Genomic DNA, 24,543 nt, shown 5'->3' on the forward strand with positions numbered 1-24,543 from the left:
TATACCCTATTGGTCAGTAAAGGTCAATAAATAAATTGACCTTTTTTGACCTTTTTGATAAAAAAAAACCTAAAACAGTTAAATATCACTGTTTTAGGGCTTTTTTCGCAATAACAACTAGTTTGACCAACTCTTTATTACATTGATTTATTAAAAATAAAGTTTTAACGTAAGATACTTTTTATCGGCATGGCTAACCAAAATAGCCAAACTGGTTATTGCTAAAAATAATTCGTACTCATAACCACTAAAACCACTTGCCAAACCAAAAGAAAAAATAGCTCCGACTAAAACTGCTATGAATCCTACTGATACCAATGGAATTAAAAAGCCAATAATCATAAATAATCCACCAATTAATTCAATTGCCGCTACACCATACACGAAAAGGCTTGGCAAACCAATACTAGCAAAAAACGCTAAAGTATCTTCCAATGACGTTACTTTCATCACTCCATGAATTAACATCGTCGCCCCTAGCCAAATTCTAATCACTTGAATGCCTCGCTGTTGTTTATCCATACTTCTCCTCCTTTGTTTGCATTAAATAGTTAATGTAACTATTTAAGTTACATTATAAAGGATAAATCGAAAAAAGTATAGAAAAAAACAAACGTATTTAACAATACGTTTGTTTTTTAATATTACTATAAAACTTATATTTTTTCTTAATACAATTAACTTTCCTTTCAAGTGAAACATACTAAGATTAGACTACATCGTCCAATGACCAAGTTACTGTCGATTGATATACTTTTGATATTTCTCCTACATTTGCAGGCACAGTTAATTTTATCTCTTCAAAAGGAAAATATAGTTGCCAAGTTCCACTTCCTTGTGCTCCAGTTGCTGTGATTATTGATTGGGCTGTTGCACCCGATCGAAAAGCTTGAGAACCTAACATCGGTCCATTGGTAAAACCAGTCGTTACTGATTCCTCAGCTGTATTAGCATATTGAACTTTTTGAAGCTGAGTGTCCGCAAAGTTTAAGGTAATTCCTTCTCCTTGTGGTAAAGATTTACCAGTTTTATCTTTAAATTCAGATAAACTAACGTTTAATTTCCAACCTGTGCTAGTTGGTCGATTATCTTCTAGACGTAACATAAAACCAGCTTGTTGTAATTCGGGACTTCCTACATAGCTTGCTGAATTTAGTCCATAACTTTTTGCCGTTGGCGAAATCGTTTGTTTGCCAAAATCAAACGTACTTGGTGTCCCCATCAATACAGGTCGTTGCCCACTCCATTTCGCATATAAAGTTACAGTCCCATTATTAGTAGCAGTTAATGTCGAAATTATTTGTTTATCCGTATAGACAACTGCACTTGTCCGTGTCCTCGACCAACCAAGGAACGTATTACTCTCTTTCGTAAAGGTGTTGGCTGGTAATGGCTTGCCTGTTCCATAAATAAAACTAGCGTTAGGCATAGTACCAGTTCCCCCATTCGCATCAAACTTTACGGTATAAGCGTTCCCCTTCCAAACAGCATAATAGGTCTTAGCTGAGGCATAATTAACGAGAGGGTTTGTTGTAATATCTGGTGTTGTGTCACTGGCTGTTGTAGCCCAACCTTGAAAAATATAGCCTGTTCTTGTTGGCTTCACAACCGTGCTTAAATTAACTACTGTCCCAAAAGTATAGGCTTTAGCAGCCGTACCACCCGAGCCCCCATTGGCACTAAAAGTCACATTCACTGAGATTGGTTTCCAAATAGCTTTCAGAGTTATTTTTGTGGTAGTTGACGTAGACGTAAAGCTAATCGTTGCTCCCGGTTGATATTTTTTGGTTGGTGTTTCAACATCTTGCCATTCTACAAAAGTATAACCACTAAGCGTTGGTTTGGCTGTTGGAATGACAATTTTGCCGGCATCATTCACATCTAACTGGATTGTTTGCGGAGAAGGTAAATCTTTCACTCCACTTCCAGGAACTGTAATACTCGGTAAATTTTGTTCATAGGCTACTTGAGCAAACTCTGTGCTAAAGGTAATTTCATCACTAACTGCTGTTAAAGTGGCTCCTGCTTTAGCTTCTTTAGCAGAATATTGAAATTGGTTAATTGCTTTTTGATTCTCTGCATCTGGCACTAAAAAACTCATAATCGCATCTAATGTCTCACTTGGTTTGATTGTCGTTGCGCCAAAATCGACATAGATTGCTGTGATTAAAGCTGAATTAGCGGGTTTAGTTGTAGTGAACCCTAAACTGGTTAGTTTAGTGGCATTCCACGCTTGCAAATCATTGTTAGCATAACTAGGCAATTGTGAGACAGGCTTAGTTGTATAGTAAGTTTTGGCTGTCCCATTATTACTGGTCAAGTTTGTAAACCCGATGCTGCCTGTTGAACCACGACCATCACTAGAAGAAGGTAAAATATTATACAAGCGAACATTATTGAAGTTTGTATTTCCAGAATTTTTAATGACCGTTTGCATTTGCGGGGTGCCTTTGCGATCTACCGCAAAGATATTCGTATTTGACCAAGCTTGCGTCGCGGAGCCACGAGCATTAGTAGCGCTGTCTAATTTAGAAGAATCCACAACAGAAAAGCCGATATTAAAAGGAGATGAGTTGATCTCGTAGCTATTTTCTTTCGTGTTGTCTACACCGATTTTTTTAGCCTCTGCAGCGGATAATTGAGTAAGTACACCATGAAAGAAATCAGTTGGCTTAGGGCTACTATAGGCGATATAAGGAATTTGATAGCTTCCAGAAGCAGCTGAACTATCCACTACAAATTCTAAAGGAATCCGAAAAAAACTAGCCTCTCCCGTTACTTTAGATTTATAAGCCGTGCTGGACGTCTTAAAACGATAATAATTGTAAGTTGTATCATTTGTAGCTAAGGTTTCAACGGTCACCGAAGCTGGATAGGTCACTTGGTTACTCTCATCAATAAAATCTTTTTTCGTAGTCGCTTTTAAACGTAACTGTTTGGGAACTTTAATTGTAATAATGGGATTCTCCCAATCCCCAGAAGAAGTATCTGTATAGTAGCCACTGTTTCTCCCGCTTATTTCATAGTTAATCGTGTCCCCAGGCAGTTTATTCTCACTATTAACACTGGTAAGGTAAGCAGAAGCACGTAAGGCTACCCCTTTATTATAATATACTACATTATTGTTTAATTTAAGCTCTGTAGGAGTCCCCGTTGCATCTTGGTACTGCATTGTGGCTCCAAAGGTGATTGGATTAGTCATCTTAGAAAGTACTGTCCCATCTGGCCACCGCCCATTAGACCAACTTTTGATTCGATATCGGAGTGCCATCCCATTGCCTGGAGGTAACGAATTGGCGGTTGTGCCATCGGTTCCCATAGGAATAATATCAATGGTTGAAATATACTCATTGGTTGCTAAAGTCGGTAAAGCTGGACTAAAGCTACCAGTCGTGGCAGGTGTACTGCTCCAAACAGAACGACTCGTTCCAGTTACAGCATTTTTAATATGATACAAAGGGCGATAATAGGCGGGGACACTCACTCCATCAGTCAAACCTAAAATATATAAATTAGTAAAGTTTCCCTTAGCTGAGCCTGCAGTTAATTCTTGTAACTTGTATGTCACTCCTTGAATTGGTTTAGCGCCAGTATTCTTAATAGTAGCAGAGCGGTTAAATATCCCAGAGCTAAAAGCGTAAAAATTTCCAGCTGTCGCTAAATTATCTAAGTTATTAACTGTGTTAGTAGAACCTATAACAGTCGAATGATAGCCTGTTCCTGATAATTGAAAATCTGGCCGAGAACGTTTTACATAACTTTTCGTAGTGGTAAGCGTATTTATTTTCCCATTTAGGAATTTTACTTTCATTCCAAAATTAACAGAAAAAGTACTCCCTTCTGCATACGTTTTATTCAAAGTAACCCTTGTGTTAGTATAGGATAAATCAATTCGAGTTGCTGGGTTTTCTAAAATATTTGGTGAGAGAGTTACTAATTTCTGATAGTACCGAGTAAAACCCGCTGGCACACTAGGGTCTTGTGCATTTGTGATCCCTGTTTTTAATAATTTATTGGCTAAAGTTCCCGTTAATGTAGCTCCCGTGGGAATTTCAACATACACTTGATGCTCATAATTAGGGTCTAAATTCGCTCTAGCTAAATAATTAAACCGATAAGAGTTTGTCATAACAATATCACCATCAAAATAATTGTCATCACTAGGAACTGCGTAACCAGAAAGCACATATGAAGCACTAGAAACAGCCACATCAGTTTTTAACACTTTATTTGTCGCTGAACTTGCTATTTGTGTCCCCGTATTATCAAATACCTTCGCTTGGAGATTATTCCACACGATTTGTTCAGGTGGGATTTTGGCATCATAGACATTATTAAATTTAAAACGTAAATTAATCGTCTCTAAAGTTGTCTTGGTTTCTTTCAAGCGAATAATTAATTTTTTATTGGCCGTATCGTTTACATACGAAGCCACAATGGAGTTAGCACTAGGTGTACTAGGTGTCACCAACGAAAATATCGGTGCTGTACTATCAAAGTCTTTAAAAATCGGGTCACTTTTACTTGGATAAAAGCCATAAGGAAGCTCAATCGAAGTACCAGTGAGGCCCGCTTGGCTGATGGAAACTGGTAAAGAAACAGTTAAGTAATCTGGTGCTGTTCCTGTCGCAGGGTCAGTATATGTACGATAAGTGGCTGGTGCAGTCAAACCGACCGTAATCCCATTCGCTTTAGCGGCAATGTTTTTAGACTTAACGACAGGGTTGCTTTTTTCATTTTCCTTTGTTTGCTTCTGCTCACTACTCTTCTGGGTCTCTTGTGGCACTACTACTTGCTCTTTCACAATCGTCACGTCTAAATTATTAGCCAACGTTTCTTGGTTTTTATCTTTGACTGACAAGGTAAAGGTTCCTGCTTTTGTTGTCGTTAACAGCAAGTAACTCTCCCCCAACTGGGCTAAGTCTCTTAAAACCAAGCTATGTTGTTCTTGATTATAAGAACTATGCTCCTGCAATTGTTGGTTCTTTTGGGGATTATATTGAATTTCCTGAGGCAATTGGATTTCCGCCCAAGTTACATTACTAGTTATTTTTAGATAAAAATCCGCTCCGGCAGTTACTTGACGTTCTGATTCTTGTTGTGACCAAGTAAAGGAAACAGTTTCTACTTCTTTCGTTGCTTCAGTTGCTTGAGTTTTTTCAATTGAAGAATCGGTTGTTTCAGTTGTTTCTATCGTTTGCTTGGACGGTTCTGATAGCTTAGGTAATGAATCTTCAATAATTTGTTGCATTTCACTCGTTACTGTTGTTGACTCAGTCCTCTCAGCTAAGCCATTAATTGGTAAAATCATCGTGCCTAATAATATGACACAGATTAGATGAGTCATTTTCTTGTTCATAACCAACACCTGCTTTTCCTTTTTATTTCTTTACTATTTAGTTCTACTCTTTTTAAGGTAAAAATAAATGCTAACTACAACGAGGACCATTGCACTACCGCCCACTAACAAAAACGGTTGCCTTTTTGCTGAAGGTGTATTCGTCGACCATTGTTTTATTTGCGTTTGTGTAATTGTAAAATCTTTTCGCCACTGCCATTCGCGATTACCAGCGCTTACTTGGCTGTGAACAGTATAAGTTCCCGCTGGCAGGACAACGTCATTCAATGGCAGATCCATAGCTAATAGCGAATTAGGTGCCACTGTCACATCTGCTTGTACTTTTTTTAGTAACTCTTTTGTCTGACCTTTTTTGGTTAACCAATTGGTAATTGTTGCTTCTTTCATAACTTTTGGTTGCCGATTTTGGTATGTTACTTGAACCACAGGTTGGCCAGCACTGATCGTTGTACCAACTTTTTTTAGTTGCAATTCTGCTCCTTCATCAAATGGTTGTTTATCTTCTGTCAACATGACGGAAATAGTATACGCATAGGTTGATGTAAACTGATTACTTGTTAATGATTCATCCTCTAATTGTTTAATAAACCGTAATGCGCCTAATTTAACTCCAGAAAACGGCTCTTTGGGTATTTTGATTTCATAATTCACTATTTTTTCTTCAAAGTTTTTTACAGTGACCGTAGCTTCCTTATTTTGCAAATGAACAATTTGTGTGATGGAATTTGTCAAACTAGAATCTAGTTTGGGGCTCGTCTGCGTATAGTCAATCTGTCCTTCCGTTCCGTTCACTGCATCATGAATACTTAAAGCGACAGTTACGGGCTCTTTTTGCAAACTTCTGATTTTCACTTGAATAATCTGCTGATTACTTGGCTGAACACCTAAATAAAAATAAGTTTGGTTCTTATCTAGCTGATTATCTGGTATCACACTTTCAACTGTGAAACCCGCTAGTGGCTGTGGCTCTGGTTGTTGGGATAAAGCAACTTCGAAGCGTAAAAAGATTAGATAACAGCTAACTATAAAACAGAGATAACAGAATATTTTTATTCCATTCCCCGTCGTTTTATTTGGGACTTGTGACAATTTCATTACAATCAACTTTCCCTCCATTCTTTTAATAATTATCGTTAATAGACTCATTATAGCTAAAGATACACAAAAAAAAATTTTGAATTTTTAAACCCATAATTAAAAAATGATATATGCTTATCCTATAAGGGTTTGATAGCGCTTTACACCTATGAAAACACCTAAATTCCATCTTTTTTTGAAAATATCTCCTTTATAATCTAAAGAAAAACCAAACAAATAGCGAGCAAACGTCAAAAGGTAAATAAATGAATTATACCTTTTGACGTTTGCTCGCTAAAAATTAATACTTTTTCTTCTTATTTCTACTAAATAACTTTTCAACTTTTTTTCTGAAAATAAAAAAGCGCTCAGGAAGAAACTGTTTTTTCCTGAACGCTCTTTTTTATCCTAAACCAACACGTTCAAAAATCGTGTCAACATTTTTTAAATGATAATGATAATCAAAGGCATCATCTAGCTCTTCTTTTGATAAGACAGATGTAATTTTTTCATCCGCATCTAGCAACGGACGGAACGCCGTTTGATGATCCCATGCGTAAGCTGTTTTTGGTTGGACCAGATCATACGCTTCTTCACGTGTCATGCCATGGTCAATCAATTTTAACAAGACACGTTGGCTGTAAATTAGTCCATAGGTCGCATCCATGTTACGTTTCATATTTTCTGGGAAGACCGTTAAGTTTTTGACAATATTACCAAAACGATTCAACATGTAATTTAGCAAAATCGTTGTATCGGGAATAATAATCCGTTCAGCAGACGAGTGAGAAATATCTCGTTCATGCCATAAACTCACATTTTCAAAGGCAGTAATGACATGACCACGAATCACACGTGCCAAACCAGTCATATTTTCAGAACCAATTGGATTCCGTTTATGCGGCATTGCCGAAGATCCTTTTTGTCCTTTTGCAAAAAATTCTTCTACTTCACGTGTTTCTGATTTTTGTAGACCACGAATTTCTGTTGCAAATTTTTCAATACTTGTCGCAATTAATGCCATGGCAGAAACATATTCTGCATGTAAATCACGTGGTAAAACTTGTGTCGAAATCTCTTGAGCACGGATTCCCAAATGTTCGCAAACATATTCTTCAACAAATGGTGAAATATTGGCAAAGGTACCTACGGCTCCACTGATTTTACCTGCTTCGACACCTTTGGCTGCATGTTCAAAACGTTCAATGTTGCGTTTCATTTCAGAATACCACAACGCTAATTTCAAACCAAATGTAGTCGGTTCTGCATGAACACCATGCGTTCTTCCCATCATGACCGTATGTTTATACTCTTTGGCTTTGGCTCCGACAATCTCCGTAAATGTTTGTAAATCTTTCCGTAAAATATCATTCGCCTGTTTCAATAGATAACCATAGGCAGTATCCACAACATCTGTGCTGGTTAAGCCATAGTGCACCCATTTTCGCTCTTCACCAAGCGTTTCTGAAACGGCACGGGTAAAAGCGACAACATCATGACGGGTTTCTGCTTCAATTTCTAAAATACGTGCAACATCAAATGATGCATTTTCTCGGATTTTTTGTACATCTTCTTTAGGAATTTCGCCAAGTTCTGCCCAAGCTTCATCCGCCAAAATTTCAACTTCTAGCCATGCCTTGTAGCGGTTCTCATCTGTCCAAATTGCGCCCATTTCGGGTCTTGTATAACGATCAATCATTGTACCTTATCCCCTCTTTACTCCTCAATTTTTGAAAAATAATTACGACCAAATCTTTGTTTCTTTAATTTCTTCCAGTGTTTCATCGATTTCTTTGGTTAATATAGTAATATGCCCCATCGCTCGTTGCGCTTTTGCTTCACTATAGCCATAATAGTGGAAATGCCAATCTGGATGTTCATTAATAATGTCCATCGTTTCATAGGCTTCATTCCCAAGCACATTGACCGTAACCGCTTCTGACAACAGTTGAATCGTTGGCATTGGCCAATTACATAAACCACGAATATGCGTATCATATTGGCTAAAAGAACAAGCATCTATTGAAAAATTCCCAGCATCTTCTGGACGAGGTAAAATTTTATTTACATAAATCCCGCCTGTTTCTGTATAAAACATTTCAATTGAAAGGGTGCCGACTAAACCAACTGCTTTAGCAATCACCTTAGCAATTCGTTGCAACTCGCCACTGACTTCGTCATCAATTCGGGCTGGCGCAATCGTTTCATGTAGCTTACGCTCTTTTTTAATTGTTTCCACAACTGGAAATGTCGCAAATTCGCCACGACCATTACCAGAAATCAGAACAGATAATTCTTTTTCGTAAGGAATCCAAGCTTCCAAGACACAGGTTCCTTCTCTCAGAAGATTCATGGATGGCGCTAAGTCTGAAGTACTATGTAGTACATAACGACCTTCCCCTCGCGTATTCTTCAAGATACACGGATAACCAATGCCATCAATTGCTTCTTGAATATCAGTAGGACTAACAATCGTTGCATAAGGTGCAATCACAATATTATTATCTTCCAAGAAACTTTTTTCCATTAAGCGATCTTGCGTAATCGCTAAAATGTCTGTTCCTTGTGGTATATTCGCTAAATGTTGAATCGCTGTTAACGCATCAACATCTGCATGTTCAAATTCATACGTAATCACTTGGGCACGTTTTGCCAATTTCTCTAACGCTTCAGGATCATTATATGCTCCTAATAATTGCCAATCGGCAACTTGTGCAGCAGGACAATCAATTTGTGGATCTAGCACACCCACTCGAAACCCCATTTCTCTTGCACTAAGGGCCATCATTTTTGCTAAATGTCCGCCACCAATGATACCAATCACTTGACCAGGTAATAGTGGTTTATCCAAGTTCATCACAACTTTCCATCACAGTTTTATCCTTAAAATCCTTCTGCGGTTTCTCGTCGCAGTCTAGCCTTTAAGAGTGCTCTTTTTACATGATACAAGGAAAAAGGCTCAACTTCAAGTGCCAGCAGTGTTTCCCTTAGGTTTTCTCATCAGAATTTATTAACATACTTTAGGATAAAACAGCGGTAACTTACTACTCGTCTCTTTGTAACCAAGCTTTTTTCTCTTTTTCTCTTCAGATTGATGAAAACATTAAATTTTTCTAAACGATGATGAGGTCAAAAAAGTATGAAAGAAAAGCCACCTGACCTTATCTATCATACTTTTTTGAAACTATTCGTTACTTTCTGAGGTTTCTTTTAAACCATTGAATAAAAGATTTAAAATAATTGCGGTAATGCTGCTCATGACAATTCCATTACCAGTAAACATGCTAACAGTTTCTGGTACTTTATTAAAGAGCGTCGGCATAATATTAAAGCCTAAACCAAAGCCAATTGAGATGGCAATAATTAATAAATTTTTGTCATTTGAGTAGTCAACTTTTGACAACATGCGCATTCCTTGGACAGCCACCATTCCAAACATAACCAGCATTCCGCCGCCTAAAACTGGCTCTGGGATAATTTGGGCCATCGCACCAATTTTTGGTAATAAGCCTAAAATAATTAAGAAAAAAGCAGAAAAATAAATTGGTCGACGTGTTTTGGTCCCAGATAATTGAACTAACCCGACATTTTGAGAGAAACCTGTATAAGGAAACGTATTAAAAATCCCCCCTAAAATGACGGCTAAACCTTCTGCATGATACCCACGACGTAAATCATCTTCGCCAATTTTCTTCCCTGTAATATCTCCTAAGGCAAAATAAACACCTGTTGATTCAACCATACTAACAATTGAAATAATAATCATCAACACAATAGAAGAAAGATCAAACGTTGGTTTGCCAAAATAAAATGGCTGTGGAAAATGAAACCACGTAGCTTGACCAACAGGAGATAAATCCACTAATCCCAGAAACGCAGCTAAAATTGTGCCGCCGACTAGGCCGATTAACACGGCAATTGACTTGATAAAGCCACGTCCCCAAACTTGCACAACAATGATTAAGGCAATTGTTACAAATGCGAGGAGCAAGTTTTTAGGATCACCAAAACTTTTGTCCGTTGCTAAGCCGCCACCCATTTTTTCAACAGCAACAGGAATTAAGGTCAAACCAATAACTGTAATGACTGTGCCGGTGACTAAAGGCGGAAATAGACGTTTAATTTTTGAGAAAAATCCTGCAATAAGAACGACAAAAATGCCCGAAGCAATAATTGAACCGTAAATTGCCCCAACCCCTTTGTTCGTACCAATCATGATTAAAGGCGCAACTGCTTGAATGGCACAACCTAAAACGACTGGCAAACCAATCCCAAAAAACTTATTCACCGTTAATTGTAAAAGTGTCGCAACGCCGCACATAAAAATATCGATTGAAATCAAATACGTCATTTGTTGCGAATCAAAATTCAAGCCGGTTCCGATTAATAAAGGTACCGCAACTGCTCCAGCATACATCGCTAATAAATGTTGCAATCCTAAAACGGCGGCTTTCCCATTTGGTGTTTCCGTCTGTTGTGGTGTATTCAATTGTTTTGTTTCCAAGATTATGCATCCTCCTCTAAAAACGTCACCGTTCCTTCACTTAATGAAGCGATACGTGCTAAAGAGACTACATTTAAGCCCATGTCTTCTAATAACTGACGACCATCTTGGAATGATTTTTCAATTATGATACCAATTCCTTCAACCTTTGCACCAGCCTGTTGGCATAATTCTACCAATCCTTTAGCAGCTTGTCCGTTAGCTAAAAAGTCATCAATAATCAACACTTTATCAGCATCAGATAAAAATTTTCTTGAAATGGAAATTTGACTTGTCACTTGTTTTGTAAATGAATAAACTGAAGCCGTTAAGAGCTCTTCATCCATGGTTAAACTTTTTGCCTTACGAGCGAAGATCATTGGCACACCTAATTTTTGCGCTGCGTATAAGGCAGGAGCGATTCCTGATGCTTCAATTGTAATTACTTTGGTAATGCCTGCTTCTGCGAAAACCTCAGCAAAACGATTACCCATAGCCTCCATTAATTCTGGATCCACTTGGTGCGTAATAAAACTATCTACTTTTAAAACACCTTCACCTAATACACGGCCATCATTTTTAATACGTTCGACTAATTCCTTCACAATATGAACTCCTTTACTTATTTTTCGATAGATGCTTTGTTCTCATCCTGAGGAAAGGACGGTTCGTTAAAAACGAACGAAATAAAACAAAGTGCTATTTATATTCGTGTTCTAACAAAAGAAAAAAGCCCATTTTGCCAAAGCAAAAAAGGGCTATCCGCTCTTCTTCACTTATAGACCAGCATTTACGGTGCTGGGTAGAGACGGTCAACCGTATTTTGACCTTATACAAGCTTCTATGTTTCTCTAGGATAGTACAAAAATCTCTAACTTTCAATGGTTTAACAACTTTTTTTCATTAGAATTTTCAAATAATTGGTTCATTCTTCCATTGTTCCGTAAAAGCGAACATTAAATAGCCAAAAACGCTTTGGCAGGATCGGCTGCCAAAGCGTTTTTTATTCTTCATCGGTTGCTTTTTCTTGTTCACGATATTTTTTCATTTTTTTGCTGAATAATTCACCGTTACTAGGGGGCGTATATGTAATAGCATTCGCTCCGGCGATAATGGTTTCATGAATACTCGATTCAGTTGGTCCTCCTGTTGCAATAATCGGTAATTCTGGATACTTGCCACGGAAATAGCGTACGGTGGCTGCAGTGTCTTTTCCTGCACTGATATTAATCATATCCACGCCAGCCGCAAGTTTTTCATCAATTGGTGTATGAATAGAAGTTACTGTGCTGATAATAGGAATATCGATTGCTTCATCCACCATTTTAATTGTTTCAATTGGTGTAGGACCATTCAAAACGACACCCATTGAGCCTTGTGCTTCTGCAAATAAACTCATATAAGCAGAACGCATGCCTTGCGTTAAACCGCCGCCGACTCCTGAAAAGACAGGAATATCCGCTGCTTCAATAATGCCTTTTGTAATCGCTGGATGCGGTGTAAAAGGATATACAGCAATCACTGCCTGTGCATCCGTATTGCGGATAATCGCAATATCTGTCGTAAAAATAATTGATTTTATTTTACGGCCAAAAATTTTAATGCCACTGGCTTGCCGAATAATCTCTGGCATTTTTACAATATCTTGTTTCAGCGGCGTCATAATTTCTGGAATCCACTTTTCGCTCATTGTCATCATTCCTCCATGCTTAACGGTCGTATTTATTTAAATTGTATTCTTCAATTACATGAATGATCTTATCAGCGTATGTAGGATCCGTTGCGTATCCAGCATCTTGAAGCGCTTGTGCAGCCTCTTTATAATTTTTGGCTAACAAGACTTTTTCATATAAATTTGGATCCCAATCGACCCCATCAACAAATAACTTGGTATGATCTCGCATGGATTCTTCCCAATTGTCATAAACTCGAAAATCACCCTGAATCGTAATCCAGACCTCATTGACATACTCTTTTGTTTCTAAATTGACTTTTGGTTGATTCCCATATGCTTTAATCCCAAAAAGATTGTTATATTTCGATGCTAATTGACTTTGTCCAAAATTTGATTCTAAAACTGCTTGCCCCATAATAATACTTGGTAACACCCCGTAAGATTCTTGTAATTCACGTGCATACGGTGTGATTTCAGCAACAAATTCTTCTTTTGAGATGTTTTCATTTTGGCGATTGACTGACTCGCTTTGTCCCTTATCTGAATCAGAAAGGACAGATAACGAAAAGACAAAGGCTAAACCGACGACAACTACGCCTAAGAATAACTTTGGCAAATTCAGCTGCTTTTTTCTTTTTTTCTGATAGTTGCTCACTTCATTAATTCCCCACTTCATCTTTTATTTTCCGATAAAATGTTTCACTATCTTTCACTTTCGTGATTGATTTCATTTGTTACTATAACCGAATAATTGTATCATTTTCACAGAAAATTATCAACTTTCATCACTGCTTACGCTCGTGATTTCAGTACTTGATTCAGTGGTAGCAGTTGAAGAAACTGTACTACTTTCAGAAATTTTAGTGGATGATTTCACTGTTGTTTCAGTTGATGTGTGAACAGATTCTTCAACTGGCTTTTTGCCAAAAAAGACAAAAATTACCGCACCAAACATAATAATCACAGATAAAATCCCAGCAATTGTGTATTTCAAAAGACCATCCTTCCTATTCGTTATTCACCTACGTAAGTATCCATCAGATTTTCATTGACCCAATCTAATAATTCAACTTTTGAACCTTCCAATTGTCGTTGAATCGTAGCTGGTAACCGGAATGTAATAATGTCATCAAAACCCCATTCACCATAGGCCAGCGTCACTTTCAAATCGATATAACCAGCAGCAATTTCTTGTTCCTGTTTATTGTTAGGAATCAATTCTACAACGCCCAAATCAGATTGCAGCCATTTTTTGGCAATTGTTGTTTTTAACCGTTTATATTCCGAAACAGCTAGGTTACGTTTTTCCGGAAATAAGATGGTTTGGCGGAGTATTTTTTGAGTCAGCATCCACTCATAATCCGTAAACAAATTCTTAATTTTTTGCATGACTTCATTGTCCAAACCAAATTGGCCTTCTTTCCAAGCTTGCCAATCGGCTGCTTGAATTTGATAAGCGGAGTAAAAATTTTCTTCTGTTTGATACTGTTCAATAATTGCGTCAACAATAATATCTACATAAACTTGATGCATAATCATTCGCCTCCATTTTCTATTTTACTGAAATTCTCTAAAAAAAGCATCTTTTTATCTCTGGATTTTATCATATTTACTAAATTGTCCTTGTTTTCTAATTTCTCTTGTTTACAGTATAATAAATAATGAAGAAGATTTGAAGAAATTGCATAGATTAGGAGGACTTCTTTTGACAAAAAAATTATATCAATGGGGCATCGTAGGATTAGGTGGGATTGCCCACGAATTTGCTTCAACGTTTAAACAAGAAACTAGCCAACTTGCAGCTGTTGCTTCACGGACATTGTCTAAAGCAGAACAATTTGCCGCTGATTATTCAATCCCTAAAGCCTATGGTTCTTATGAAGAATTGCTAGCAGATGAAACAATCGATGTTGTCTATATAGCAGTGCCAAATAAACAACATGCTGAACACATTTTAAAAGCGCTCCAGGCCGGAAAACATGTGTTGTGTGAAAAAGCTATTACGATGAACGCGGCAGAATTAAAACAAGCCTTGGCAGTTGCAGAAAAAAATGACCTTATTTTAGCAGAAGCCATGACTATTTTTAACATGCCACTATACGACGAATTACGTCGCTTGATGGATGCTGGCAAATTTGGTCAGTTAAAAATGATTCAAGCACCATTTGGAAGTTACAAAGAACCCGATCCTAAAAATCGCTTTTTTAATCCTGACTTAGCAGGCGGCGCATTGTTAGATATTGGTACTTATGCGGTTTCGTTTGCTCGTTGGTTTCTCAGCTCACAGCCAGACGTTTTAGCTTCTAGCATGGTTCCCTTCTCTACTGGCGTTGATGAACAATCGGTGACATTGCTTCGGAATAAAGAAAATGAGTTGGCTACTATTTCATTAACATTCCAAGCAAAAATGCCAAAGCAAGGAATTGTTGCTTTTGAAGATGCCTATATTACCATTACAGATTATCCACGTGCAGATGAAGCAATCGTTCACTACAATGACGGTACGGTTGAGACCATCGTTTCTGGGTACTCAGCTGAAGCCATGAATTATGAAATCTACAATATGGTTGAAGCAATCAAAGGTACTCAACCCAACCGCTCCTTATTTTTCACGACAGAAGTCATTGATATTTTGGACCAGATGCAAAAATTATGGCAGAATTAAAAAAAGAACTTCGGCTTTTGCCGAAGTTCTCTTTTTTATTTGTTCTCTATGGATAAATACGGTTTAACATACGTGGGAACGGAATCGCTTCACGAATGTGTTCATTACCAGTAATGAACGTAACAGCACGTTCTAAACCTAACCCGAAGCCGGAATGTGGCACAGAACCGTATTTACGTAAATCTAAATACCAGCTGTATTCTTCTTCAGATAAGCCAAACTCAGCTACTTTTTCTTTCAAATAATCATAATCAGTTGCACGCTCTGAACCACCGATAATTTCACCATAACCTTCTGGCGCAATTAAATCGGCACAAATTACAACATCTTCACGTGTTGGATGTGGTTTCATATAGAAGGCTTTAATTGCTTTTGGATAATTTAAAATGAATGTTGGAACGCCATAGTAATTTGAAATAAAGGTTTCATGTGGGCTACCAAAGTCTTCGCCCCATTCAATGTGATCATAATCATTGTTTGCTTCTTCTTTTTGTAATAACTCAATCGCATCATCGTAAGTAATACGTTTGAATGGTTCCGAAACATATTTTTCCAGTAAAGCTGTATCACGTTCTAAAACATCCAATGGATATTGTTGATTTTTCAATACTGATTTAATTAAATGTTTTACGTAGGCTTCTTGAATATCTAGTGATTCTTCATGAGTTGTGTATGCCATTTCTGGTTCAATCATCCAGAATTCCGTTAAGTGACGACGAGTTTTGGATTTTTCCGCACGGAAGGTTGGTCCAAAAGTAAAGACTTTTCCAAATGCCATCGCACCAGCTTCTGCATATAATTGACCTGTTTGTGATAAGAATGCTGGTTGTCCGAAGTAATCTGTTTCAAATAATTCTGTTGTGCCTTCTGGTGCTGAGCCTGTTAAAATTGGGCTATCAATTTTAATGAATCCTTGTTCGTTAAAGAACTCGTAAGTAGCACGAATAATTTCGTTACGAACTAACATGATTGCATGTTGTTTGCTTGAACGTAACCATAAATGACGATGATCCATTAAGAAATCTGTACCGTGTTCTTTCGGCGTAATTGGGTAATCTTCTGAAGCGCCAACGACTTCTAAATCAGTGATATCCATTTCATAGCCGAACTTAGAACGGCTATCTTCTTTGATAACACCAGTAACCATGACTGCTGTTTCTTGTGATAAGTGTTTAATTTCTTGGAATTTTTCTGTACCAGCTTCTTCACCAAAGGCTTCAATGAAGTTTGGTTTGAACACGACACCTTGAAAAAAGGCTGTCCCGTCACGTAATTGTAAAAAGGCAATTTTTCCGCTTGAGCGTTTGTTAGCAATCCAAGCGCCAATTTTTACTGTTTCTCCAACATGTTTGTTTGAATCAATAATTTGAATTTGTTCCACGTTTGTCTCTCCGTTCATTTCTTAGTTTATTCTTTTAGGCGTTGTGCTGAATTCGTTTCTTTTCTATAAAGTCATTCATTCGCTCAATCGCTTTTTCTAACGTCATTAAATCTGTCGCATAGCTCATCCGCACATGTTCTGGTGCACCAAAGCCCTCTCCCGTTACCAGAGCAACATGCGCTTCTTGTAATAAATCTTCCACCCAGTTAGTCACGTTATCATACCCACAAATTTCTAACGTTTTTTTGACATTCGGGAATAGATAAAAGGCGCCTTCAGGTTTTATTAGCGAAACGCCTGGCAAAGCTGCTACTTTTGGATAGATATGATTTAGGCGTTTTTCAAAGGCCTGACGCATGTCTTCAACTGTCGACTGTTCACCTGTTAAAGCCTCAATTGCCGCATATTGGCTAACTGCGACTGGATTACTGGTGGATTGTGAAGCGAGTTGTGTCATTGCTTGAATAATTTTTTCATCCCCGACTGCAAAACCAATGCGCCAGCCTGTCATTGCATATGTTTTGGAAACGCCATTAATAATGATTGTCTGTTGACGAATTGCTTCTGAGATGGTTGCAATTGGTGTGAACCGATGTCCATTGTACACCAAACGACCATAAATATCATCTGCAATAATGAGGATATCATGAGCAACTGCCCATTCACCAATTTGGCGTAATTCTTCTTCCGTATAAATAACACCAGTTGGGTTAGATGGTGAATTTAAAATGATTGCTTTTGTTTTGTCCGTTCGTACAGTTTCTAATTGTGCGACTGACACTTTAAATGATTGCTCTTGCGTGCTTGATACAAACACTGGCTTGCCTTCTGCTAACTTGACTTGTTCACCATAACTTACCCAATAAGGGACAGGGATAATCACTTCGTCCCCAACGTTCAAAATGGCTTGAAATAATAGATACAGCGCATATTTGGCACCATCTGTCACAATAACTTGCTTGGGTTGATAACGAAGTTGATATTCTCGTTCCACATAAGAGACAATTGCTTGCTTTAATTCAGGAATGCCGCCAGAAGGTGTGTAATAACTTGCTCTTCCATCCTCAATTGAAGCAATTGCTGCTTTTTGAATATTTTTTGGGGTTACAAAATCTGGTTCCCCAACCGTTAAGCTTAAAACATCTACACCTTTTGCTTTTAATGCTTTCGCTTTGGCGGCAGCTGCTAATGTAACAGAAGGAGTCAATTGCTGTGCTCGATTTGATACGTTCATACACCTTTCACTCCCACTTTCATCAAAACCTATCTAAATTAAATATCTTTGACAACGTTGATCTCTTCGCCTTTATCAAAGCTCATCAGATAATACGTCAGTACTCCTTGATCATTTTCGGTGACCACTTCCCATGCAGGGCGCTTATCATAAAGCCCTAACGTAGCTTTCATCACCGATTCATCGGGATGGGCTTTAGCAACAATATCTGTTATTTGTTGTTCAGTTTGACCATCTTTTTGATTTAAGACCGTGACTTTTTCTCCCGATTTAGGGACAATCACGACAATCTCTGTGCCTTTATCATTTTTGCCGGTTAAAGTAAAATACGTATTTTTGCGTGTAAACCAGTAAAATTTATCAACTGTTTCTAAATTAGCAGAAGTTTTGGCAATTGCGGTTGCTTCTTTTTTAGCTTGAGCCATTGGTTGATTGGTTCGTACAAAAAAGATAATTATTGTTACAAGAATTGCTAAAAGGATTGCCAATAGGGTTAAAAGGACAGTAATCCGTTTCTTCTCTTTCTTTTCTTCTAATTCCTCCAAAAATCCTTCCATCCTCTCTAAACTTACTGGGTCTTATTATAGCAGAAAAATAGCGGCCTTTCACAAATATGACCTAAAAATAATCGATTATTTGTTTAAAAATTCCTTTAATTCTTCTAAAATTTCAGGCATGGGCGCTTCTTTTACTGAGAGTCCTTTGGGAAACGCTTTGATTAATCGTTTGCCATATTTTGCAGTGACTAAACGACGATCCAGAATCAGCAATGCCCCTCTATCTTCTTCAGAACGGATTAAACGGCCCAGTGCTTGTCGCAAACGTAAGGCTGCTTTCGGTACCGCTTCTTGAGCAAATGGTTGTATCCCTTCTGCTTCTAAATACGCATATTTTGCTTGCACAAGTGGTCGTTTCGGGTTTTCAAAAGGCAAACGCGTGACTATCAATAACTGTAAAGCTGTTCCTGGTAAGTCCACACCTTCCCAAAAGCTATTGGCTCCTAGCAAGACATTCGGTTTTCCATTAGAGAACCGTTTAAGAATTTTTTCACGACTGCCGCTAATCCCTTGGGCGAGGACCTCTTGTCCTTTTTCCAATAATCTTGGCTGGACTTGATGATACACGGTGGACAATAATTCATGCGAAGTAAAAAGAACCAACATCGAACGTTCCTCTTGCGCCATCAATTTTTCAATGGTATCTGAAATGTATTGACCCATCTCATAGGAAGAGGCATTTTGAATGGCTACTGCTTCTTCCGGTACATAGACTCGCGCATTTTCTGCATAGTTATATGGCGTTGGCAGGGTTTTGAACGTCACCTCTGTTAAACCTAACCGTTGCGGTAAATACTTTTTATTGTTGCCAAACTTCAATGTGCCGCTTGTATAAATAATTCGTTCATACCGCGGATACCACTTTGTTTCAGGAAGCAAACTAGCTTCTAAGTCATGAATTTCAATCAAGCCATGGTCTTCATTTTGTGGTAAATATTCTTTTACCCAACGTGGACGCCAATCATCAAGATAAATGGTAAAACAGTGATGAATACGTTCAATTTCATCAAAAAATTGAAACAAGCGAACAAAAACGATGCGATCAGCCAAACTAAAGGTTTCCAACTGACTCATAATTGTTTGCTGTAACTTACTTTGAATAGTTAACAGCTCCTGCAGTAAAAGCTGGAGCGTTTGACTATGTTTTTCTCCCGCAGCAGATAAATAATCAATACGTTCTTTGGTTAAAAGCAACTCCTGATGGTCTATCCGCTTCTGCGTTTTACTAAATAAACGATGCAATTCAAAAAGAAAATCTTGCCATTCATCCACAAAATCCAGTAAACCTTGCTGATAAATTTTTACAAACCGCTGCTCTTCAGAAAACTGTTGAAAAATTTGCTGTAAAGCAACAAAAAGTTGTTCTTTTTCAATAAAATGTGTGACTTGTTTTTTTAGTATCACACTGTTCACTCGTTCGCTCGCCATCCGACTAGCGATGTCTGGTAAATGATGTGCTTCATCAATAATTAGCCACGGACTTTCAGGTAATAACGGTTGTTTCCTTAGCGACTCTTGCGCCAAAAATGCATGATTAACAATCAACACGTTACTTTGAGCGACTTTTTTATACAGATGTCTTAAAAAGTCAACTTCATAAAGTTCATCTTTTTTTGAAAGAAAATCCAATCCGCGATGTGTAACTTCTTTCCAGAATAAATGATTTAAATTCGTCAATTGTAGTTCATCTAAATCGCCCGTTTCTGTTTCTAGCAACCAGACGAGAACGCCCATTTGATAAAGAGCGTATTGTTTTTGCGGAGTTGGCTGATTCAACGTTGCCTTAAAGCGTTGTAAATCAAGATAGTGTCGATGGCTTTTAATAACAATGCCTCGTAATTTTCCTTGGCAGATTTGATTGGCTAATGGTAAATCTTTTTCCACTAATTGATTTTGTAAAACAATCGAAACTGTTGAAATGATGACTGGTTTTTCTGGCGTTGCTAAATAGCTCATCGGCAACAGATAGCCTAATGTTTTTCCCGTTCCAGTCGCTGCTTCAATAAATAAATCTTTTGTCGTTCCTTCTGTAAAATGATCATAGACTAAATTCATCATCCGACTCTGTTCCGCACGATAAGCGAAACGTTCGCCAAACAGTTTTTCTTTGGCTTTTTTAGTTTTGGGATACGTGCTAGTCTGATAGAACGTTTCTTCAAAAAGAGGAACTTCTTTTTTGCGTAAAGCAATGCCACTGACCACTTGATAAGCTGGATTTAATGGTGTGACTTGTTTTTTCATTTGTTCATACGTTTGTTGAATAAAAGTACTGGTTTCCCGCGCTGTCTGTTGACTTAATTCCGCAATTTTTTCCATAGTGACTAATGGTAAAGATTTCATTTTTTCTTGAATTAATAACAAAAGTTCGGCTGTAACCTGCGCATCACTATCTGCTTGATGGGGATTCTCATGAGACAAACCTAAGCTTTCCGACAAATCACTTAAACGGAAACTTTTTTCTGTCGGTAAAAAAATCTGTGCCAATTCCACTGTATCAATGGCTGGAATGGTAAGTGGCGGCGTGCCACACCGTACCAGTTCACGAGCTAAAAAATTATAATCAAAGTGGACGTTATGCGCCACAAAAATAGTATCTTCCAGATAATGATAAATTGTATGTGCTACATCTTCAAAATAAGGCGCTTTTTGAACTTGCGTATTACTAATCCCCGTTAAACTTTGAATTTGTTTTGGTACTACTTGATTGGGATTCACATCTGTCGCAAAGTTCGCAATAATCTTTCCATCTTGAACGAGAACGCATCCAAACTGAATGATCCGATCACTTGTAGGATCTGTTCCAGTCGTTTCAAGGTCAACTACTGCATACACTTGTTTGTCTTTCAATGACTTCACGCCTTTCATTCATCTTTGAAAATTATACTACAATTTATAGGATTTTCACTAGTATTTCAAAAATTCTCTTGAAATCTTTTCCAGAGATAATAAGAAAGAGCCTGAAACAAAAATCCAAAGTGATTTTTGTTTCAGGCTTAAAAGCTGATAAACTGAACGGTTTTGTCTTACCTTCTCCTAAATAAGCGATTAATAACAGTCAAGGATTTTCTGCATATACTGGTTTAATTGCCCATAGCCTTCCAATTCTCTGATTACTGGTAGCGGACAACGAACCTTTTTATTAAATAGTGTCCGCTTTTCAACATATTCTGTAACTTCGTCTAAAAATTTATCTAATCCTTTTTCTAATTTCATACAACTTAACTGATTGCAAATTCGCACGTCTCCTGCCTTTTTCTTTTGAACTTGTTTAAATGATTGTGAGAATGCTTTTGCTTCAAACATTTGTGCTTCTAACTGTCTTTTTTCAATCGTTATTTTCGGTACTGCTTGATTTCCATCAGTATCCTCTAACTGGCGACTCATAAAGCGACGATAAATTTCCTCTTCTAATTCGTCCAATTGTCGTTGAAAGTCCGCAGGAATTGTCCGACTTGATGAATTTTCTTTCTCACTTTCCATAGAGACAGCTTCTTTTTCTGGCTTCTGCTCCTCTTCTTTTTCGGCAGACTTATCCACTGAATTTAGCGAGCTTTTTTCTGTTTCTTGTGGAAAAGTAAATAAAGGTTTTGCCGCAGTGCTCTGCTGGTTTTCTTGTTTTTTTTCTAGCTGCGCTTCTTTAATTGGCGCTGGTTCAGATAACACTGGTTCTTTCGCTGGTTCTTCAAGCACTAGTTTGTTAACGGGAAGCACTGCTTCACTTGTTGCTACAGTTGTTTCACCTTCTTGATTTTCCAGATTATCAGGCGAGAGATTGACGTCTGGTTGTTCCGGATTAGTATCCTCTGATACTTTTAGCGATGCCTGTTCTGCGGCTATCACAGGAGAAGCTCTTTTCAAATGGATCGTTTTTATTTGTCTAGAAATGACGGGATTTCTCGTTTGCTTAACGGCTTCATTCAAGGAGGCTAAATTTTCTTTTAAAAGTGTCAACATTTCACGTAAGACAGCAATTTCACCAGCTAATTCCGTTAATTGATTTTCTTGCGGCACTACTTGTACATTGGTTTCATTCATACGGACTGTTTTTTTATTTTTAGTTGTCGGTATTTCATACATCCATTGTTTCAGTGCGAATCGTAAGTCACGAGTGGTCGGCTCAAAGCTTCCAAAATAAACAGTGTAGTACATTAACTCCGTTTCAACATAGACATAAATCTTTTTAACAATTAACTCTTCAAACTGTTCTGATTCATCCCAACTTTCACATAAAGCCTCAAAAAATTGTTCCCCTTCTGCTAAATTTTGGTACTCTTTCGCTAAATAAAGCTTGCGAATTAAGTAAAAATTATACGGTGTTTCAACATTATCCGCATAAATTTCTCGTCCTAAAAAATCTGGATTCGTTTCTTTACAAAGAAAGACCGTTTTCTCTTCTGGTTGTGTTTCAAGTGTTTTAGTCATGAGGTTCACTTCCTTTTTCTCCGTTAATAACCATTTTTAATGATAGATACCTTTAGTATACAGGAGAAATTCTTCTGATTTTCTCATATTTTTAAGAGACAATAGAAATTTTAGAGAAAAATCGACAGAAAAAAACGTGAGACAAACAGTCCTATTGACCATTTATCTCACGCAAAATACTTAAACTGACTATTTTATCCTTGGGACATGTAACCAATTATTCTGCTGAATCAATTGGCAAAATCGTGTCTTTTTTCTCGCGACGTGCAATTGCTGGTAAAATCATTCCTAATAGAATTAAGACGATTGGTGTCACAATGTTAGAAGCTAATTGGAACAACCAGCCTTGAGGGTCTGAGGCATACTCAAATTTAGGCACCATTCCTAGGATACAAGCAAAGGCTGTAAATAGGAAACACCAGAGACCAAACACAAAACCAATTTTAGGATTTTTAACAAATTTATATTCTGAATTAAATTGTTTGTATGCTTTGTTTAGAAGCATATAGGCAAAGAAGACCCACAAGTAACGCATTGGCATAACTACAGAATTTAAGTTAGTTAGCCATTTAACCACTTCGTTCATGTCCTTCAACCCAAACATCGGTAAAGCGATAATAATACTTACTAAAATACCTGTTAATAAGTAACCATTAATTAACGTACCTTTTTTCGTACGTTTACGTAACCAACTTGGAACAAATTCTGGATCTGCTTCAGCTAAAAGAATTTTCAGTGGAGCATCAATTGAAAAGGCTAATGCAGCCACTTGACCCACTGTATTCGTCAAAGCATAAACAATCATTAAGAGATTACCGACACCATAATATGCGCCTAATTTTTGGAAGGCACTGTAGGCACCATTTGCCATTAAATCTTTAGGAATATTGTCACTTGAGAATAACATGCCCATTGCAAATGAACCTAAAACAGCCGATAAACCAACCATTGCTGCTAGGAAAATCATTCCTTTAGGGAACTCTTTGGCTGGATTTTTAGTTGCATTTACGTAAGGAGAAATTTTTTCAGCGCCACCTACCGCAAAAACTAACATTGATACGGTTGTAAAATAACTAAAGTCAAATTTAGGAATGTAGGTGCTGACTTGTGACATGTTTGGCGTCGCAAATTCAACCGTTGAATTAATAAATGGTGCGCCTACCGCTAATAAAATGAATAAAATAGACATCACAAACATGGCGGTTCCAGCTAAACCACCAATAACTTTTAAGGTGGTTAACCCTTTTGTTGATAATAACAAGAAAACCAAGAAAATTATTAATGAAATAAATGATACCGTTACGATTGGCATCGTATTGACTAAGTTTCCATTCCCTTGAACTGCCCAACCTAAGGCAATTAAAATTGCTTGTGGTTTTTGTGCCAAGTAAGGAATGTGCACTACCCAATAAGTCCATGCTGCATAATAGGCTAGACGTTTAGTACTGGTATTTTGCACCCACGAACTAACCCCACCATTACTGTCTTTAAATGTTGAACCTAACTGTCCTACGATTAACGCATAGGGAATAAAATATAAAACTAAAATCAAAAGCCATGAAGTGACCACTGAAATCCCTTGTTGTGCATAATTATTCACAACATTTCCAAGACCCCAGACCATGTTAAAGGCAATTAACCCGACGGTGAACCATCGTAATTGCTTTTTGTCCATATAACCAATTCCTTT

18 protein-coding genes and 1 riboswitch are annotated in these 24,543 nt (G+C 37.6%); of the genes, 1 reads left to right on the forward strand and 17 read right to left on the reverse strand.

Going from position 1 to position 24,543, the window contains the following annotated elements; translation table 11 throughout:
- Nucleotides 1–150: 150 nt before the first annotated feature.
- From IGJ04_RS04170 to IGJ04_RS04220, 11 genes are all read right to left on the reverse strand, one after another.
- Nucleotides 151–522: a DoxX family protein gene (locus IGJ04_RS04170; protein ID WP_010713227.1), complete on the reverse strand. Its 372-nt coding sequence runs from the start codon at nt 520–522 to the stop codon at nt 151–153.
- Nucleotides 523–709: 187 nt separating this feature from the next.
- Nucleotides 710–5,359: a WxL domain-containing protein gene (locus IGJ04_RS04175; RefSeq protein WP_438839954.1), complete on the reverse strand. Its 4,650-nt coding sequence runs from the start codon at nt 5,357–5,359 to the stop codon at nt 710–712.
- Between the two features lie 33 nt (nt 5,360–5,392).
- Nucleotides 5,393–6,454 (reverse strand): DUF916 and DUF3324 domain-containing protein, encoded by a 1,062-nt coding sequence (locus IGJ04_RS04180; RefSeq protein WP_029656609.1) that lies wholly within the window; start codon nt 6,452–6,454, stop codon nt 5,393–5,395.
- Between the two features lie 385 nt (nt 6,455–6,839).
- The gene (purB, locus tag IGJ04_RS04185; RefSeq protein ID WP_002356808.1) at nt 6,840–8,135 is read right to left on the reverse strand and encodes an adenylosuccinate lyase; all 1,296 of its coding nucleotides are present in this window, start codon (nt 8,133–8,135) and stop codon (nt 6,840–6,842) included.
- 42 nt (nt 8,136–8,177) lie between these two features.
- The gene (purK, locus tag IGJ04_RS04190; protein WP_379895428.1) at nt 8,178–9,293 is read right to left on the reverse strand and encodes a 5-(carboxyamino)imidazole ribonucleotide synthase; all 1,116 of its coding nucleotides are present in this window, start codon (nt 9,291–9,293) and stop codon (nt 8,178–8,180) included.
- A 327-nt stretch (nt 9,294–9,620) separates the two neighbouring features.
- Nucleotides 9,621–10,940 (reverse strand): nucleobase:cation symporter-2 family protein, encoded by a 1,320-nt coding sequence (locus tag IGJ04_RS04195; protein ID WP_438839955.1) that lies wholly within the window; start codon nt 10,938–10,940, stop codon nt 9,621–9,623.
- Between the two features lie 2 nt (nt 10,941–10,942).
- Complete coding sequence (locus IGJ04_RS04200; RefSeq protein ID WP_002400819.1) at nt 10,943–11,524, reverse strand: xanthine phosphoribosyltransferase; 582 nt, start codon at nt 11,522–11,524, stop codon at nt 10,943–10,945.
- 154 nt (nt 11,525–11,678) lie between these two features.
- Nucleotides 11,679–11,776, reverse strand: a riboswitch (purine riboswitch).
- A gap of 146 nt (nt 11,777–11,922) precedes the next feature.
- Nucleotides 11,923–12,609, reverse strand: a complete 687-nt coding sequence (locus IGJ04_RS04205) for a hydrolase (protein WP_002356802.1) — start codon at nt 12,607–12,609, stop codon at nt 11,923–11,925.
- Between the two features lie 19 nt (nt 12,610–12,628).
- Nucleotides 12,629–13,270, reverse strand: a complete 642-nt coding sequence (locus IGJ04_RS04210) for a glycoside hydrolase family 73 protein (protein WP_002366997.1) — start codon at nt 13,268–13,270, stop codon at nt 12,629–12,631.
- A 99-nt stretch (nt 13,271–13,369) separates the two neighbouring features.
- Nucleotides 13,370–13,549 carry a hypothetical protein gene (locus IGJ04_RS04215; protein WP_002384259.1) on the reverse strand — a complete coding sequence of 60 codons (180 nt, stop codon included), beginning with the start codon at nt 13,547–13,549 and terminating at the stop codon, nt 13,370–13,372.
- Nucleotides 13,550–13,608: 59 nt separating this feature from the next.
- Entirely contained in the window at nt 13,609–14,133 is a 525-nt protein-coding gene (locus IGJ04_RS04220) for a hypothetical protein (protein ID WP_002382789.1), read from the reverse strand.
- Between the two features lie 166 nt (nt 14,134–14,299).
- Between IGJ04_RS04220 and IGJ04_RS04225 the strand changes: the two genes are divergently transcribed.
- Nucleotides 14,300–15,259 (forward strand): Gfo/Idh/MocA family protein, encoded by a 960-nt coding sequence (locus tag IGJ04_RS04225; protein WP_002382786.1) that lies wholly within the window; start codon nt 14,300–14,302, stop codon nt 15,257–15,259.
- A 46-nt stretch (nt 15,260–15,305) separates the two neighbouring features.
- Here the strand turns inward: IGJ04_RS04225 and asnS are convergent, their stop codons facing one another.
- The 6 genes from asnS to IGJ04_RS04255 all read right to left on the reverse strand — a co-directional run bounded on the left by asnS (nt 15,306) and on the right by IGJ04_RS04255 (nt 24,528).
- A complete protein-coding gene (gene asnS / locus IGJ04_RS04230; RefSeq protein ID WP_002376912.1) occupies nt 15,306–16,658 on the reverse strand; it encodes an asparagine--tRNA ligase in 1,353 nt (450 codons plus the stop codon).
- Between the two features lie 16 nt (nt 16,659–16,674).
- Nucleotides 16,675–17,874, reverse strand: coding sequence for a pyridoxal phosphate-dependent aminotransferase (locus tag IGJ04_RS04235; protein WP_010715361.1), 1,200 nt, complete (start codon nt 17,872–17,874; stop codon nt 16,675–16,677).
- Between the two features lie 38 nt (nt 17,875–17,912).
- Nucleotides 17,913–18,431 carry a cell wall elongation regulator TseB-like domain-containing protein gene (locus IGJ04_RS04240; protein ID WP_002382785.1) on the reverse strand — a complete coding sequence of 173 codons (519 nt, stop codon included), beginning with the start codon at nt 18,429–18,431 and terminating at the stop codon, nt 17,913–17,915.
- Between the two features lie 75 nt (nt 18,432–18,506).
- On the reverse strand, nt 18,507–21,296 hold the full coding sequence (locus IGJ04_RS04245; RefSeq protein ID WP_438839956.1) for an ATP-dependent DNA helicase DinG: 2,790 nt from the start codon (nt 21,294–21,296) through the stop codon (nt 18,507–18,509).
- Between the two features lie 180 nt (nt 21,297–21,476).
- The gene (locus IGJ04_RS04250) at nt 21,477–22,853 is read right to left on the reverse strand and encodes a hypothetical protein (RefSeq protein ID WP_002400823.1); all 1,377 of its coding nucleotides are present in this window, start codon (nt 22,851–22,853) and stop codon (nt 21,477–21,479) included.
- 217 nt (nt 22,854–23,070) lie between these two features.
- A complete protein-coding gene (locus tag IGJ04_RS04255; RefSeq protein WP_002356790.1) occupies nt 23,071–24,528 on the reverse strand; it encodes an amino acid permease in 1,458 nt (485 codons plus the stop codon).
- Between the last annotated feature and the right edge of the window lie 15 nt (nt 24,529–24,543).

Source organism: Enterococcus sp. AZ050, assembly GCF_051715085.1.
Taxonomy (GTDB): domain Bacteria; phylum Bacillota; class Bacilli; order Lactobacillales; family Enterococcaceae; genus Enterococcus; species Enterococcus faecalis.